The 15,705-nt window shown below is 71.4% G+C and carries 12 protein-coding genes, 1 tRNA gene and 1 riboswitch; of the genes, 2 read left to right on the top strand and 11 right to left on the bottom strand.

The window, feature by feature from the left end:
* Nucleotides 1-149: 149 nt before the first annotated feature.
* A tRNA-Leu gene (locus ACFWJB_RS17930) sits at nt 150-233 on the bottom strand.
* A gap of 439 nt (nt 234-672) precedes the next feature.
* On the opposite strand from ACFWJB_RS17930, the gene ACFWJB_RS17925 reads away from it, so the two are divergent.
* Nucleotides 673-1,443: an ABC transporter ATP-binding protein gene (locus ACFWJB_RS17925; protein WP_385459010.1), complete on the top strand. Its 771-nt coding sequence runs from the start codon at nt 673-675 to the stop codon at nt 1,441-1,443.
* 45 nt (nt 1,444-1,488) lie between these two features.
* Nucleotides 1,489-4,020, top strand: coding sequence for an ABC transporter permease (locus tag ACFWJB_RS17920; RefSeq protein ID WP_386923231.1), 2,532 nt, complete (start codon nt 1,489-1,491; stop codon nt 4,018-4,020).
* A 78-nt stretch (nt 4,021-4,098) separates the two neighbouring features.
* Here ACFWJB_RS17920 and ACFWJB_RS17915 read toward each other — a convergent pair whose 3' ends face one another.
* From ACFWJB_RS17915 to ACFWJB_RS17870, 10 genes are all read right to left on the bottom strand, one after another.
* Nucleotides 4,099-5,415, bottom strand: coding sequence for a class I SAM-dependent methyltransferase (locus tag ACFWJB_RS17915; RefSeq protein ID WP_386923229.1), 1,317 nt, complete (start codon nt 5,413-5,415; stop codon nt 4,099-4,101).
* Between the two features lie 233 nt (nt 5,416-5,648).
* Nucleotides 5,649-7,040, bottom strand: a complete 1,392-nt coding sequence (locus ACFWJB_RS17910) for an NAD(P)/FAD-dependent oxidoreductase (protein ID WP_385459016.1) — start codon at nt 7,038-7,040, stop codon at nt 5,649-5,651.
* 418 nt (nt 7,041-7,458) lie between these two features.
* Nucleotides 7,459-8,400: an exopolyphosphatase gene (locus ACFWJB_RS17905; protein ID WP_386923227.1), complete on the bottom strand. Its 942-nt coding sequence runs from the start codon at nt 8,398-8,400 to the stop codon at nt 7,459-7,461.
* Nucleotides 8,397-8,936, bottom strand: a complete 540-nt coding sequence (locus ACFWJB_RS17900) for a DUF501 domain-containing protein (RefSeq protein ID WP_385459020.1) — start codon at nt 8,934-8,936, stop codon at nt 8,397-8,399. The genes ACFWJB_RS17905 and ACFWJB_RS17900 overlap by 4 nt, the downstream gene beginning before the upstream one ends.
* A gap of 29 nt (nt 8,937-8,965) precedes the next feature.
* Nucleotides 8,966-9,448: a septum formation initiator family protein gene (locus ACFWJB_RS17895; protein ID WP_385459022.1), complete on the bottom strand. Its 483-nt coding sequence runs from the start codon at nt 9,446-9,448 to the stop codon at nt 8,966-8,968.
* A 123-nt stretch (nt 9,449-9,571) separates the two neighbouring features.
* On the bottom strand, nt 9,572-10,858 hold the full coding sequence (gene eno, locus ACFWJB_RS17890; protein WP_385459024.1) for a phosphopyruvate hydratase: 1,287 nt from the start codon (nt 10,856-10,858) through the stop codon (nt 9,572-9,574).
* Between the two features lie 276 nt (nt 10,859-11,134).
* Complete coding sequence (locus ACFWJB_RS17885) at nt 11,135-11,854, bottom strand: transglycosylase family protein (protein ID WP_385459026.1); 720 nt, start codon at nt 11,852-11,854, stop codon at nt 11,135-11,137.
* A gap of 3 nt (nt 11,855-11,857) precedes the next feature.
* Nucleotides 11,858-12,024: riboswitch (cyclic di-AMP (ydaO/yuaA leader) on the bottom strand.
* Between the two features lie 177 nt (nt 12,025-12,201).
* A complete protein-coding gene (locus ACFWJB_RS17880) occupies nt 12,202-13,257 on the bottom strand; it encodes a transglycosylase family protein (RefSeq protein ID WP_386923224.1) in 1,056 nt (351 codons plus the stop codon).
* A gap of 143 nt (nt 13,258-13,400) precedes the next feature.
* Entirely contained in the window at nt 13,401-14,708 is a 1,308-nt protein-coding gene (locus ACFWJB_RS17875; RefSeq protein ID WP_386923222.1) for a cytochrome P450, read from the bottom strand.
* On the bottom strand, nt 14,705-15,691 hold the full coding sequence (locus ACFWJB_RS17870) for a nucleoside triphosphate pyrophosphohydrolase (protein WP_386923220.1): 987 nt from the start codon (nt 15,689-15,691) through the stop codon (nt 14,705-14,707). The genes ACFWJB_RS17875 and ACFWJB_RS17870 overlap by 4 nt, the downstream gene beginning before the upstream one ends.
* Nucleotides 15,692-15,705: the final 14 nt, after the last annotated feature.

Below are 15,705 nucleotides of genomic sequence, written 5' to 3'. Positions count from 1 at the left end.
CGCGCGCCACTGTCAACGGTCTCGAGCCGGTTCGGGAGGGGGCGACGGCCGCGGCGCCGGAGGCATGACACCGGCCGTGCGGGACACCTGTGAGGGACGCGCGCTCCGCAGTGCCGCCGCGGCGGGTGGGGACGCGGCATCGCGGTGAGTGCCCGGAGCCGGACTTGAACCGGCACGCCCGCGAAGGGGCAGCGAGGTTTAAGCTCGCCGTGTCTGCATTCCACCATCCGGGCAGGCCATGGGCACCGCGTCGAGTGCTCCGACCCTATCGGGACACCCCCCTCCGACAGCGGGTGGGCAGACCGATGTTGTCTTATTTTATTGGCGCCTGAGGGTGCATCAGCTCCGTGAGCAGGCCATCCGCACTTGCCAACAGCCTTGCGCGCGGCGGTCCGCCACGCATACGGAATGACGGGATTTCACCGCCTCTACCAGGACGCCCGCCCTGTTCTCACCCTCGCGGGCGACAGCGGGTCCGCCGGGAGTGCCGCCGGGGACCCCGCCGGACGGCGGGTGGGGGACGCCCGTCATCCGCAGGTATGACACGGGCCGCGGCCGTCCGACCACAGTCGCCCCCCGAAACCGGAACAGCGGCTGACTCGACGGCGCCCCCCGGGCGGGACGATGGACAGGTCCCCGAGCACACCGCCGCACCGACAGGAGCACCCTCCCGTGACCACCGCACCCATCGCCGACCGGTCCACCACCGTGGCCGCGCGCGCCACGGAGCTTTCCAAGATCTACGGCCAGGGCGAGACCCAGGTGGTCGCCCTCGACCGGGTCTCCGTCGACTTCCGGCAGGCCGAGCTCACCGCCATCATGGGCCCCTCCGGCTCCGGCAAGTCGACACTGATGCACTGTGTCGCCGGGCTGGACACCTTCTCCTCCGGCGCGGTGCGCATCGGGGACACGGAACTGGGCTCCCTGAAGGACAAGCAGCTCACCAAGCTGCGCCGGGACAAGATCGGCTTCATCTTCCAGGCGTTCAACCTGCTGCCGACGCTCACCGCGCTGGAGAACATCACCCTCCCGATGGACATCGCCGGCCGCAAGCCGGACCGGCAGTGGCTGGACTCCGTGATCGAGATGGTCGGCCTGTCCGGCCGGCTCGGTCACCGCCCCTCGCAGCTCTCCGGCGGCCAGCAGCAGCGCGTCGCCGTGGCACGGGCGCTGGCCTCCAAGCCGGAGATCATCTTCGGTGACGAGCCGACCGGCAACCTCGACTCCCGCTCGGGCGCCGAAGTGCTGGGCTTCCTGCGCAACTCGGTGCGCGAGATGGGCCAGACCGTCGTGATGGTCACCCACGACCCGGTGGCCGCCGCCTACGCGGACCGGGTGGTCTTCCTCGCCGACGGGCGCATCGTCGACGAGCTGCACGGGCCGACGGCCGACTCGGTGCTGGACCGCATGAAGCGTTTCGACGCCAAGGGCCGCACGAGCTGACGCCCCGCCCGCCTTCCGCCCCGTACCCCTGGACGAAGTAGACCCATGTTCCGTACCGCCCTGCGCAACGTCTTCGCGCACAAGGCCAGGCTGTTGATGACCGTGCTCGCCGTGATGCTCGGCGTGGCGTTCGTGTCCGGCACCCTGGTCTTCGCCGACACCCTCTCCAACGCCTTCCGCAACCAGTCGGCGAAGAGCTACGCCGACGTCGCCGTCGCCGTCACCTCGCACGCCGACCCGGACGACCCCGGGGAGGAGCCCGGCCTCTCCGGAAAGGTCCTCGACCGGATCTCCGCCGTGGACGGCGTCGCCGGGGTATACGGCCGCGTCGAGGGCTTCGCCGGGGTCGCCGACCCCGACGGGAAGCTGATCGGCGTCGGCTGGTCCAACAAGGGCGGCAACTTCGCGCCCGGCAAGGACGGCAAGGACGCCGCCTACACCTTCACCGACGGCTCCGGCCCGGTGAAGGACGACCAGATCGCCCTGGACGAGGAGTCCGCCGCCAAGGGCGAGTACCGGGTCGGCGACCGGGTGCGCGTCGCGACCAACGGCCCGGTGAAGGAGTACACCCTCAGCGGTGTGTTCACCACCGAGGACGGCGCCGTCAACGCCGGCGGCAGCCTCGTCCTCTTCGACACCGCGGTCGCCCAGGAGCAGTACCTCGAGCCCGGCTACTTCGAGAGCGTCACCGTCACCGCCGCCCCCGGCGCCGACGACGCGAGGATCCTCTCCGCGGTCGAGCCGCTGCTGCCCGCCACGGCCGAGGCCCGGACCGGCAAGGCGCTCGCCGACGAGCAGGCCGATCAGATCGAACAGGGCCTGGGCAACCTCAAGCAGGTGCTGCTCGGCTTCGCGGGGATCGCGCTCTTCGTCGGGATCTTCCTGATCTCCAACACGTTCACCATGCTGGTGGCCCAGCGCACCAAGGAGATCGCCCTGATGCGCGCCGTCGGCGCCTCCCGCAGGCAGGTCACCCGCTCGGTGCTCGCCGAGGCCGCGCTGGTGGGTCTGGTGGCCTCGGCGGTCGGCTTCGCCCTCGGCGTCGGCCTGGCCGTCGGACTGCGCTCGGGCATGGCCGCGTTCGACATGAAGATGCCGGCCGGTCCGCTGGTCCTGTCCGCCACGCCGGTGGTCGCGGCGTTCGCGGTGGGCGTGCTGATCACGGTGTTCGCCGCCTGGCTGCCCGGCCGCCGGGCCGCGAAGATCCCGCCGGTGGCGGCCATGAACAGCGTCCACGCGGTGGCCACCACCAAGTCGCTGGTGCTGCGCAACTCCATCGGCGCCGCCGTCACCGCCCTCGGCGCGGCGGCGATCGTGGCGGGTGCCTCGACCGGCGGCGACGACGGCCGGATGTACATCGGGGCGGGCGCGTTCCTCGCGCTGATCGGCGTGATCGTGCTGATCCCGCTGCTGTCCCGGCCCGTGATCGCGCTGGTCCGCCCGCTGCTCGTCGGCCCCTTCGGGGTGGCGGGCAAGCTGGCCGGCCAGAACGCGGTCCGCAACCCGCGCCGCACCGGCGCCACCGCCTCGGCGCTGGCGATCGGCCTGACGCTGGTGACCGGCCTGTCGGTGCTCGGCGTCACGGTCGGCGCGGCCATCGACAAGATGACCACGGACAACATCAGGGCCGACTACATGGTCTCGATGGCCAACGGCGGCGACCTCGACCGGTCCGCGCTGACGGCGCTGGAGAAGGCCGACGGCGTGTCCGCGGTGTCGCCGCAGCAGGACGCCTACTTCCGGGTCGGCGACGACTACGTGTCCGCCTCGGCGGTCACCCCGGGCGACATCGAGAAGGTCCTGACCGTCGACGTCGTCAGCGGCAGCGCGGGCTCGCTCGCCCAGGGCCGGATCGCGGTCGCCGAGAAGACGGCCGAGAGCAGGGGCTGGAAGACCGGCGACACCGTCCCCGTCACCTTCGACGACGACAAGAGGGCCACGCTGACGGTCGGCGCCGTCTACAAGGACAGCGAGTTCCTCTCCCCCGTCCTCGTCGACCGGAAAATCGTGGACCCGCACGAGGCGAAGCCGTCCATCCGGCAGATCTTCGTGAAGGTCGACGGCGGCCAGTCCGCGGCGAACGAGAAGGTCCTCGTCGACGCGCTGGGCGACAACCCCGCGATCACCGTGATGGACCGCCAGGACATCCGCGACGAGTTCGGCGGCGCCATCAACACCCTGCTGAACGTCATGTACGGCCTGCTGGCGATGGCGCTGATCATCGCGGTGCTGGGCGTCGTCAACACCCTCGCGATGTCGGTCTTCGAACGGCAGCAGGAGATCGGCATGCTGCGCGCGATCGGCCTGGACCGGCGCCGGGTGAAGCGGATGGTCCGGCTGGAGGCCGTCGTCATCTCGGTGTTCGGCGCGGTGGTCGGCATCGGTCTCGGCACGTTCCTCGGCTGGGCGATCGGCGAGACCGTCGCGGACCAGATCCCGGGCTACGCGCTGGTCCTGCCCTGGGACCGGATCGGGATCTTCGTGGTGCTGGCCGGCCTGGTGGGTGTGCTGGCCGCGATGTGGCCGGCCCGCAACGCCGCCCGGCTGAACATGCTGAACGCGATCAAGGCCGAGTGACCTCGCCGCGCCGCGGCACGAAAAAGGAAGGCCGGGCTCCCCACGGCGGGGGGCCCGGCCCTTTCGGTCGCGTCCGGGTCAGGCGTCGCCGGGCGCACCCCACACGCGGGCCCGCAACGGCATCCCGGAGGCACCCGAGTCCGGCGTCCGGACGGCGAGGACCTGGTTGACGCCGATGCGGTTGCGCTCGAAGGCGAGCGCGGAGGCCGCCATGTAAAGGCGCCAGACGCGGGCCCGGCCGGGGCTTACCAGCCGGGTGGCCGCCTCCCAGCCGGACTCCAGGTTGGCGACCCAGCGGCGCAGGGTCAGCGCGTAGTGCTCGCGGATCGACTCCACGTCGCGCACCTCGAACCCGGCGCGCTCCAACTGGGTGACGGTGGTGCCGACGGGGGCCAGCTCGCCGTCGGGGAAGACGTAGGCGTCGATGAACTCGTCCACGTTGTAGGCGGACTCGTCCCGCCGGGGGCGGCGGGCGATCTGGTGGTTCAGCAGCCGCCCGCCGGGCTTGAGGAGCCGGAACAGGTCGGCGGCGTACTCCAGGTACCGCTCGGCACCGACGTGCTCGGCCATGCCGATGGACGAGATCGCGTCGTACGGCCCGTCGGTGACGTCGCGGTAGTCCTGGACGCGGATCTCCACCCGGTCGGTGAGCCCCTCGTCGGCGACCCGCTTGCGCGCGTAGGCGGCCTGCTCCTGCGACAGGGTGACACCCACGACGCTCACACCGTGCTCGCGGGCCGCGTGGACGGCCATGGAACCCCAGCCGCAGCCGACGTCGAGGAGGCGCTGACCGGGCTTCAGGCCGAGCTTGCGGCTGACGAGTTCGAGCTTGTCGCGCTGCGCGGTCTCCAGGGTGCCGCCCTCCGCCTCGGGGGCGGGCCAGTAGGCGCAGGAGTACACCATGGACGGGCCGAGGACGAGTTCGTAGAAGTCGTTGCCGACGTCGTAGTGGTGGCTGATGGCCCGCCGGTCGGTGCGCTTGGTGTGCAGGTGAGCGCGGGGCCTGCGGATCTCCTCCGGCGGCGGCGCCGGCGGCAGCGGCGGCCCGGCGAGCTTCACGAGCCCGCGCACGGCGGCCCGGACCTCGTGGTCGCGGAGGGCGGCGGCGAGTCCCCGGGCGTCCTCGCCGCGTTCCCAGACGAGGCCGGCGAGCAGGTCGAGGGTGGCGTAGAGGTCTCCCTCGATGTCGAGGTCCCCGGCCACCCAGGCCCGGGCCAGCCCCAGCTCGCCCGGCTTGAACAGCAGGCGGCGCAGCGCCCTGCGGTTGCGGACGACGAGGGTCGGCGCGCCCGGCGGTCCCGCCTGCGAGCCGTCCCAGGCCCGAACGCGCACCGGAAGCGGCGTTCCCAGCAACTGCTCGAAGAGGTTCTGCAGCCGCAGCGCGGCATCAGCCATGGCGTACCTCCGTGACAAGCGATCCCGGAATGTCCTGACACCACGTAAACACCTGTCACCCCGGCGCACAGTCCCCGGCACGCGTTACGACTGAGCAAAATACTTGTACACACCACGCTTTGTGGGCCTGACGGCGCAACGGCGCGGCACGGCACGCCGAAGGGGCCGCCCGCACCACGGATGGCGGGCGGCCCCTTCGGGGAGCTCGGACTACTTGTGCGGCGGACCGGGGGTCAGGAGGCCTTGGCCTCGGTCTTCTCCGCCGGCTTCTCGGCCTTCGGCGCGGCCGGGGCCGGCTTGGCGGCCTCGTAGAACTCCTCGCGCGGGGTCTCGATCGCGCCGAGGGAGACGACCTCGCGCTTGAGGAACATGCCGAGGGTCCAGTCCGCGAAGACGCGGATCTTGCGGTTCCAGGTCGGCATCGCGAGACCGTGGTATCCGCGGTGCATGTACCAGGCGAGACGTCCCTTGAGCTTGATCTTCATCTTGCCCATGACGATCATCGCGACGCCCTTGTGCAGGCCGAGACCCGCCACCGCGCCCTTGTTGGCGTGGCTGTACTCCTTCTGCGGGAAGCCCCGCATGCCGGAGACCACGTTGTCGCCGAGGACCCTGGCCTGGCGCAGCGCGTGCTGGGCGTTCGGCGGGCACCAGGCGTTCTCGTTGCCCGCCTTGCGGCCGACGAGGTCCGGGACCTGGGCGTTGTCGCCCGCGGCCCAGATGTAGTCGGTGCCGGTGACCTGGAGGGTCGGCTGGCAGTCGACGTGACCGCGGGGGCCGAGCGGCAGACCGAAGCGGGACAGGGCCGGGTTCGGCTTGACGCCGGCCGTCCACACGATCGTGCTGGAGTCGACCTCGAGGCCGTTCTTCAGCACCACGTGGCCGTCGACGCAGGAGTCCATGGAGGTGGACAGGTAGACCTCGACACCGCGGCCCTCGAGGTGCTCCTTGCCGTACTGGCCGAGCTTCGGGCCGACCTCGGGGAGGATCTTGTCGGCGGCGTCGACGAGGATGAAGCGCATGTCCTCGCGGGACACGTTCTTGTAGTACTTGGCCGCGTCGCGGGCCATGTCCTCGACCTCACCGATGGTCTCCGCGCCGGCGAAGCCGCCGCCGATGAAGACGAAGGTGAGCGCCTTGCGGCGGATCTCCTCGTCGGTGGTGGAGTCGGCCTTGTCGAGCTGCTCCAGGACGTGGTTGCGCAGCCCGATGGACTCCTCGATGCCCTTCATGCCGATGCCCTGTTCGGCGAGGCCGGGGATCGGGAAGGTGCGGGAGACCGCGCCCATGGCGATGACCAGGTAGTCGAAGGGCAGCTCGTACGCCTCGCCCACCAGCGGGGCGATCGTGGCGACCTTGCGGTCCTGGTCGATGGTGGTGACCCGGCCGGTGAGGACCTCCGCCTTCGGAAGCACGCGTCGCAGGGGGACGACGACGTGCCGCGGGGAGATGTTGCCGGCGGCGGCTTCGGGGAGGAAGGGCTGGTAGGTCATGTACGACCGCGGGTCGACGACGGTGACGGTCGCCTCGCCGTAACGCATCTTCTTCTGGATGCGTCGAGCTGCGTACAGGCCTACGTACCCACCGCCTACTACGAGGATCCTGGGACGCTCCGTGGTGCTCATGGCATCGAGTATCCACCCGCTCCAGGGGGGTGGTTCGTGCGCCCCTTCACAAGCTTCGGCAGCCCTTGTGCTACCATCCGCGACCCACGTGACGGAGATCATGGCGCGACGAGGAACCGGCGTGTAGTGCGTCCCGTTGTCAATGCCGCGTGAGCTGCCACTCCGCGCCTCCGAGGGCGGTGGACCGGCCCCCTGCGCACCCTCTCCGGGGCCCTCTCGCGACCCCGTCCTGAACACGTTCAAAGGGCAGTTGAACCCCCAAAAGGGTCAACGGGCGGCCTTTCCTCGTCCGCCGGGACCGAAATCCTTGTGAAGAACTTCACGAACTTTGCCGACGAGATGTCGCCGGGGCCCCTCACGGGGCCCCCGGGGCGCGCTCAAACGTTGTCCGGCCTGCTCAGAGAGCCACCGCGGACACCTATGCCACCGACCACGCGATGCCGTCGAGGATGTCGTGCTCGCTCACGACGACCTCCTCCGCGCCCGTCCGCTCCATGATCGCCAGGAGCACCAGCGCCCCGGCCGCGATCACGTCGACCCGGCCCGGGTGCATCGAGGGCACCGCGGCGCGTTCGGCGTGGGTGGAGCGCAGCAGCCAGTCGGTGATCCCGCGGACCCGGTCGCGCGAGATGCGGGAGTGGTGGATGGCCGCCGAGTCGTACTCCGGCAGCTCCTGCGCGATCGCCGACACGGTCGTGACGGAGCCCGCGAGGCCGACCAGCGTGCGCGCCTCGTCCAGCGGCACGGACCGGCCGGCCTCGTCCAGGGCCGCCTCGACGTCGGCCCGTATGGCCGCGATCTGCTCCTCGGACGGCGGGTCGGTCACCACGCCGTCGCGGACCAGGTGCCGCTCCGTCATCCGGACGCAGCCGACGTCCACGGAGCGGGCGGCCCGCACGTGGTCGTCGCCGACGACGAACTCGGTCGAGCCGCCGCCGATGTCCACGACCAGGTAGGGCCGGGCCAGGTCCGCGCGGCCGGTCAGCTCCTTCGTCGCCCCCGTGAAGGAGAACTCGGCCTCCTGGTCGCCGGAGATGACCTCCGGCTCCACGCCGAGGATGTCCAGCACCCCCTGCACGAACTCGTCCCGGTTCTCCGCGTCGCGGGAGGCGGAGGTGGCCACGAACCGCAGCCGCTCGGCGCCGTGCTCCTTGATGACCGCGGCGTACTCGCGGCAGGCGGCGAAGGTCCGCTCCAGCGCCTCGGGCGCCAGCCGCCCGGTGCGGTCGACGCCCTGCCCGAGCCGCACGATGGTCATGCGGCGGTCCAGGTCGGTCAGCTCGCCCGTCGCCGGGTCCGCGTCGGCCACCAGCAGCCGGATGGAGTTCGTACCGCAGTCGATGGCGGCGACTCGCGTCACTTGCCGTCCTCCCCGCAGGTCTCGGAGACCGTCACGCACGGCCCCTTGCGCCACCACTCGGGCAGCATCGCGATCGCCTCGTCGCCCAGCGGGTTGACACCCGGGCCGGCCGCCAGCGAGTGGGCGACCAGCACGTGCAGGCACTTCACCCGGTCCGGCATGCCGCCCGCGCTCGGGAAGCCGGTCAGCTCCTCGATCTCGTCGCGCCGCCGGACGTAGTCCTCGTGCGCCGCCCGGTAGGCGTCGGCCAGCTCCGGGTCGGAGGCCAGCCGCTCGGTCATCTCCTTCATGACCCCGTTCGCCTCCAGCGTGCCGATCGCGGAGGCCGCCTTCGGGCACGTCAGGTAGTACAGCGTGGGGAACGGCGTGCCGTCGGGCAGCCGCGGCGCCGTCTCCACGACGTCCGGCTGTCCGCAGGGGCAGCGGTGCGCGATGGCGCGCAGGCCGCGCGGAGGACGCCCGAGCTGCTGCTTGAAGGCCTCCACGTCCGCGTCGGTGGGCTCGGTGCGCGGGGTGGTCGGCGGGGGAGTCTGCATGACTGTCTTCTGCTGGTCTTCCTGTTGAGTCACTGCCGGTGGGCGGCGGCGTCGGCCTTGTCGACCCCGTCCCACACGTTCCGGTACCAGGGACGGTCGGCCGCCCCGACGTCGGCGTGCGACTGCTCGGCCGCGTGCGGGTCGACGACGACGAAGCCCGTCTCCCCCGGCATCACGTAGTGCAGCCGAAGCCGGATCTGCTGCTCGGCGTAGGCGTCGTCCTGCCAGCGCGCCTTGAGGTCGCGCAGGTCCTCGACCCGCTGACGGGTCCGCGCCTGCTCCTCGCGCAGGTCGGCGATCTCCGCGCGCTGGGCGACGTACTGCCGTATCGGGTAGGCGAGCGCCACGACGAGCGAGCACAGCACCATCGCGAGCAGCGCCGCCCGGCCGGTCAGGCGGGAGCGGCGGGCCTGGCGCTTCGTCTGCGAGCGATAGACCCGGGCCGCGGTCTGTTCCCCGATGATCCGGATCCTGGTCGCGGTGGAGAAACGGTCCCGGTCCTTCACCGCCATGTCTCCGCCTCCGCCTTCATGGTCGCTGTACGCGTACGTCCCCGCACACGGTACGGGACCGAGTACGGGGACGTACGTACGACGCTGCCCGCAGGGGGTGACGCTCAGCCCCTGCCGTGCCGGCTAGTTCGCGGAGCGGAACCGCGGGAAGGCGCTGCGGCCGGCGTACACCGCGGCGTCGTCGAGGATCTCCTCGATGCGCAGCAGCTGGTTGTACTTGGCGACGCGCTCGGAGCGGGCCGGGGCGCCGGTCTTGATCTGGCCGCAGTTGGTCGCGACGGCCAGGTCGGCGATGGTGACGTCCTCGGTCTCGCCGGAGCGGTGGGACATCATGCACTTGAAGCCGTTGCGCTGGGCCAGCTCCACGGCGTCCAGGGTCTCGGTCAGCGAGCCGATCTGGTTGACCTTGACCAGCAGGGCGTTGGCGGCGCCGTCCTCGATGCCGCGGGCCAGGCGCTCGGGGTTGGTGACGAACAGGTCGTCGCCGACGAGCTGGACCTTGTCACCGAGCTTGTCGGTGATGGTCTTCCAGCCCTCCCAGTCGTCCTCGAACAGCGGGTCCTCGATGGAGACCAGCGGGTACGCCTCGACCAGCTCGGCGTAGTACTCGGTCATCTCGGCGGCCGAGCGCTCCTTGCCCTCGAAGGTGTAGGAGCCGTCCTTGTAGAACTCGGACGCGGCCACGTCGAGCGCGAGCGCGATCTGCTCGCCCGGGGTGTAGCCGGCCTCCTTGATGGCCTCGAGGATGAGGTCGAGGGCCTCGCGGTTGGAGCCGAGGTTCGGGGCGAAGCCGCCCTCGTCGCCGAGGCCGGTGGCCAGGCCCTTGCCCTTCAGCACCTTCTTGAGGGTGTGGTAGACCTCGGTGCCCCAGCGCAGCGCCTCGGAGAAGGACTCCGCGCCGATCGGGGCGATCATGAACTCCTGGATGTCCACGTTGGAGTCGGCGTGCGAGCCGCCGTTCAGGATGTTCATCATCGGCACCGGCAGCAGGTGCGCGTTCGGGCCGCCCAGGTAGCGGAACAGCGGCAGGTCGCTGGCCTCGGAGGCGGCGTGCGCGACGGCGAGGGAGACGCCGAGGATGGCGTTGGCGCCCAGCGAGCCCTTGTTGTCGGTGGCGTCCAGGTCGAACATGGCCTGGTCGATCAGGCGCTGCTCGGTGGCGTCGTAGCCGACCAGCTCCGGGCCGATCTGCTCGATGACGGCGAGGACGGCCTTCTCGACACCCTTGCCCTGGTAGCGGTTGGGGTCGCCGTCACGGAGCTCGATGGCCTCGAAGGCACCGGTGGAGGCGCCGGACGGAACGGCGGCACGCCCCGTGCTGCCGTCGTCGAGGCCGACCTCGACCTCGACCGTGGGGTTGCCTCGGGAGTCCAGGATTTCCCGGGCTACGACGACGTCGATGGACGGCACGAGCATCTCCTTCTTCAATGTGACGCTTCGGTGTGACGCGGGTCCGCAGGACCGCAGCGGCTCTGCGGGACGAGCCTAACCGGCTCCGGGCGATCGGCCAGCCGGTCGCCCACCCGATGGACAGAACCGAGAGTAAATTGTTTCCGAACGGAACAAAGGCGGTTCACGGAAACTGGGCCCGCCCGGACCGTCCCCCGGCTCCGCGGGCGTGAAAAAACCCGCCCCGGTGCGTACGGGGGAACACGCACCGGGGCGGGAGCAGGGGCGGGCCGCCGCCTACTTGAGGTGCAGCTGCTGGCCCGGGTAGATGAGGTCGGCCTCGTCGACGATGTCGTCGTTCAGGTCGAACAGCTTCGCCCAGCCGCCCTTGACGTGGTGCTCCGCGGCGATCGAGCTGAGCGTGTCGCCCTTGACGACCTTGTACTCGCCGTCACCCTTCTCGACCTTCTTGCCGGTCGGGGTGGTGACGGTCTTCTTCTCGGCCTTCGGCTCGGCCTGCTTCTCGGCGGCCGGACGCTCCGAGGAGCGGGAGGCCTTCTGCTCGGTGGAGCGCTCGGCCGTGGAGCCGCTGGAGGACTGCGAGGAGCCGCTGTCCTGGCTCTCGGCGGAGCCACCGGTGTACGCGGCGCTCGACAGGCCGGTGCCGCAGACCGGCCAGGCACCCTTGCCCTGGCTCGCGAGCACCTTCTCGGCGACCGCTATCTGCTGCGCCTTGCTCGCCTGGTCGGCGGTCGAGGCGTACTGCGTGCCGCCGTAGGCGGCCCAGGTGGACGCCGAGAACTGCAGACCGCCGTAGTAACCGTTGCCGGTGTTGATGGACCAATTGCCGCCGGACTCGCACTGGGCGACGGTGTCCCACTCGGAGGCGGTGGCGGCGGAGGCGTTGCCGGCCGCCATCAGCGGGGCGGCGACGGCCGCACCGGTGACACCGGCGACGGCGATGACCCGGGTGGCCTTGAACGGACGACGGTGCTTGCCCTTGCCGGAAAACAGCATGGTTGATCCCCTCACCGACGCCTGCGAGGTGAGCTGTCGGGTTCGGGCCGGTTGAGTTGCCCGGCCGGGTCCCTCACGGGACTCGGCTCCACCCCTAGCCGCTCCGGCCGAACTGCCCGGTGCGGCACTTACCTTGGGTCCCCCGCTCCTGCCTGCGGCGCTTGACGCGACGACTGTTCCCGTACCGCCGCTGGCAGGATTCGGCGTTGCGACGGCCGGGGCCCGCGATGGCGAGCGGTCACGACCGTAGACACGCGCTCCGCGGATTTTCAAAGACGATCACGGCTTCTGAGACCTATATCTCACGTGATCCAAAACGGACATACAGCCGCGAACCATGACGCGAACTACCGCTGGTTTTCGCCCGGTTCGCCCACGACCGTGAGCGTCTGACCGGGCAGGATGTGGTCCGGGTCGGCACCCACGACGTCCTTGTTGCCGTCGTACAGGGAGCGCCATCCGCCGCTGAGGTCAAGGGAGTCGGCGATGCCCCACAGACTGTCCCCGGAACGGACGGTGTACGAACCGTCCGTGAGACCGCGGGCGGCGTCCTCGCCGCGCGAGGCGTGCCGCCCGGACGACTCCGCGGCGCGGCCGTCCGCCGCGCCCTCCTCGGCGCTGCCGCCGCGATGCCGGCCGGTCGAGGACTCGTCGGTACCGGTGCCCGCCGAAGCGGCGCCGCTCTGCCCCGACTTGTCCGACTCGTCACCGCTCGATGCGGTGGCGTCCACCCCACCGGACCCCCGCGCGCCACCGGCCGCCGGAGCGCCGGACGCGGAGGACGTGTCGGACTTGGCCGTTTCGTCCCCCGCGCTCGACGCGACGTCAGGCGTGGCCGACGCGGACGGCGACGAGGGCTGGGACTGGGACCGGGACGGAGAGGGAGTCGCCGAAGCGGACGATTCAGGGGCGGACTTGGTGGAATCGGTCAGACCGGACGAGCCGGACGCGCCCGATCCGTCCGTTCCGTCCTTGCGCGTCGACGCCCCGTCATCCGAGCCCCGGGTGCCGTCGGTCACGCTGCCCGAGTCGTTGCCCAGACCCGCGAGCAGGCCGCAGGTCGGCCAGGCGGCGATGCCCTGGTCCGCGAGCACCTTCTCGGCGACGGCGATCTGCTGCGAACGGCTCGCCTGGTCGGCGCTCGACGCGTAGCCCAGGCCGCCGTACCGCTCCCAGACGTCCTGGGAGAGCTGGAGGCCGCCGTAGTACCCGTTGCCACCGTTCTGGCTCCAGGCGCCGCCCGTCTCGCACTCGGCGACCCGGTCCCAGTTCGTTCCGTCGGCCGCGTGGGCGCCGGTGGCCCCCAGCAGCGGGATCGCGATGGCGGAGCCGGTCACTCCTGCAGCGACGACCAGGGCGGGAGCCTGGCGGGGGCGACGGTGACGACCGTTCCCGGAGAGCATGCGACGACCTTTCACGAGACAGCGGGGACGGCGCGGCGAGTGAGGCTCGGCGCCACGCTGATCCGTGAAGGTATAGGCAGATGATCGCTTGTCACAAGTTCATGCCGCGCAGATCACGTGAAGATCACAGAGTTGAGCGCGTGTCATGTTTGCGGTGGCGACGGACTGCTCCCGGGCCGCGGCGGGACCGGTGTGAACGACACCGGGAGGGTACGCAGTCCCCGCATGATGAGCCCGCCGCGCCACCGCAGATCGGCCGGATCCGCGGCGAGGGCCAGGTCCGGAAGGCGGGTGAGGAGTGTGGCGAGCGCGGTCTGCCCCTCGAGCCGGGCGAGCGGCGCGCCGAGGCAGTAGTGGATGCCGTGTCCGTACCCGAGGTGCTGGCTGTCCCGGCGGGAGAGGTCGAGGGTGTCCGGGTCCGTGAACCGCTTCGGATCCCGGTCGGCGGCGGCCAGGACGACGAGGACGGGATCGCCGGCGGCGATCTCCTGCCCGCCGATGGTGAGCGCCCGGGTGGCGAAGCGCCAGGTGGCCAGCTCCACCGGACCGTCGTAGCGGAGCAGCTCCTCGACGCCGGTCTCCAGCAGGCCGCGGTCGCCGGCGGCAAGGGAGTGCTGCAGCCGGGCCCGCTCACCGGGGTGGGTGAGCAGGGCGTACGTGCCGTTGCCGACCAGGTTGACCGTGGTCTCGAATCCGGCGAACAAAAGGATGAAGGCCATCGCCGCGGCCTCGTTCTCGGTGAGGTGCTCGCCGTGGTCGGAGGAGCGGATGAGACCGGAGATGAGGTCCTCGCCGGGGCCCGGCTCGGCCGGCAGCGCGGCGCGCTTGCGGTGGATGAGATCGGCCAGGTAGCCCCGCATCTTCTTCACCGAGCGGGCGACACCGCCCCGGGGACCGCCGCCGTGACGGATCATCATGCCCGCCCAGTCCCGGAAGTCGTCCTGGTCCTCGCGGGGGACGCCGAGCAGGTCGCAGATGGCGTAGATGGGCAGCGGGAAGGCGAACTCGTGGATGAGGTCGGCGGAGCCGGTGGCTGCGAACCGGTCGATCAGGCCGTCGGCGAGCTCCTGCACCCGCGGCGCGAACTCGGCGACGCGCCGGGGCGTGAACGCCTTGCTGACCAGTCGGCGCAGCCTGGTGTGGTCCGGCGGGTCGATGTTGAGCAGATGCGTCATCAGCTCGGCCTTGCGCTCGCCCGGAATGCCGGTCTTCCCCTTTGCGTGCGCGGGCTCGTCGTGGTGTGCCGGGTTCTTGGACAGCCGCTGGTCGGCGAGGGCCTGCCGGGCGTCGGCGTACCGGGTGACCAGCCACGCCTCCACGCCGCTGGGCAGCGTCGTCCGGTGCACCGGAGCATGCTCGCGCAGCCAGGCGTACGCCGGGTAGGGATTACTGGCGAACTCCCAGGTGAACAGCTCGGGAGCCGGACCGCCGGGGTCGGTGCGGCCGGTCACCCCTCGACCTCCCTGATCGCGTCCCGGTACGTCCGGGCCGCCGCCCTCAGGGCCGCCTCCGGGTCCGTGCCCTCGGACTCGGCGCGGGCGGCCAGGGCCAGGAGGTCGTAACCGACGCCCTCGCCCGTGGGGAGCGGCACCCGGAGGCCCGCCGTGCGGACCCGGGAGGCCAGCTTGGCGGCGAGGGCCAGGCCGGGCTGGCCGAGGGGGACGCCCTCGGTGACCGAGGTGCGCCGCTTCTCCACCGCCTTGGTGCGCAGCCAGTGCTCCCGGACCTCCTCCGGCGTGGTCGCCGTCTCGTCGCCGAAGACGTGCGGGTGGCGGTGGATGAGCTTGGTGACGATGGTGGCCGCGACGTCGTCCACGGAGAACGGCGCCTCGGGGTCCTCCTCGGCGATCCGGGCGTGGAAGACGACCTGGAGGAGGACGTCGCCCAGTTCCTCGCGCAGTTCGTCGCGGTCGCCGTCCTCGATGGCCTCGACGAGTTCGTAGGCCTCCTCGATGGCGTACTTGGCCAGGCCCTGGTGGGTCCGCTGCGAGGACCAGGGGCATTCCACGCGGATGCGGTCCATGACCTGGACGAGGTCCAGCAGGCGGGCGCCCGGCAGGTCGTAGGAGGCGGGGAGCAGTTCCAGCTCGGGCATGGCGACGCGGCCGGAGCCGGCCAGGCGGGCCAGGCCGTCGGTGAGGGCGGGCTCGCCCTCACCGGTCGCGACGACGACCACCGTGCGGCCGCCCTCGCAGGCGCCGACCAGCTCCTCCGCCGCCGGGGACGCCTCGTCGACCCGGACGCCCGCCTCGCGCAGGTACGGCAGCTGCGGGTGCGCGGCGTCGGCGCACAGCACGCGGTCGGCCGTGCGCAGCGCCTGCCAGGCGGGCCAGGACAGCAGGCCGGGGGCGACGCGGTGGCTGGTGGTGAGCAGGACGATGCGGCCCGGGCCGGAGCCGGTACCGGGAGCGGGGTCGGCGCTGGTTGCGTTCACGGTCCGAACGTAAC

It is taken from the genome of Streptomyces sp. NPDC127100 (assembly GCF_042724095.1).
GTDB lineage: Bacteria > Actinomycetota > Actinomycetes > Streptomycetales > Streptomycetaceae > Streptomyces.
Note: the sequence above shows the minus strand (reverse complement) of the source record. Positions and strands in the feature narration are given on the sequence as shown.

Excerpts from the sequence above, each read along its gene's own strand:
- ACFWJB_RS17895 (WP_385459022.1), bottom strand. The coding sequence starts at position 9,448 with ATGGCGGTGAAGGACCGGGACCGTTTCTCCACCGCGACCAGGATCCGG.
- ACFWJB_RS17915 (WP_386923229.1), bottom strand. The coding sequence starts at position 5,415 with ATGGCTGATGCCGCGCTGCGGCTGCAGAACCTCTTCGAGCAGTTGCTG.
- ACFWJB_RS17920 (WP_386923231.1), top strand. The coding sequence starts at position 1,489 with ATGTTCCGTACCGCCCTGCGCAACGTCTTCGCGCACAAGGCCAGGCTG.
- ACFWJB_RS17910 (WP_385459016.1), bottom strand. The coding sequence starts at position 7,040 with ATGAGCACCACGGAGCGTCCCAGGATCCTCGTAGTAGGCGGTGGGTAC.
- ACFWJB_RS17880 (WP_386923224.1), bottom strand. The coding sequence starts at position 13,257 with ATGCTCTCCGGGAACGGTCGTCACCGTCGCCCCCGCCAGGCTCCCGCC.
- ACFWJB_RS17900 (WP_385459020.1), bottom strand. The coding sequence starts at position 8,936 with ATGCAGACTCCCCCGCCGACCACCCCGCGCACCGAGCCCACCGACGCG.
- ACFWJB_RS17885 (WP_385459026.1), bottom strand. The coding sequence starts at position 11,854 with ATGCTGTTTTCCGGCAAGGGCAAGCACCGTCGTCCGTTCAAGGCCACC.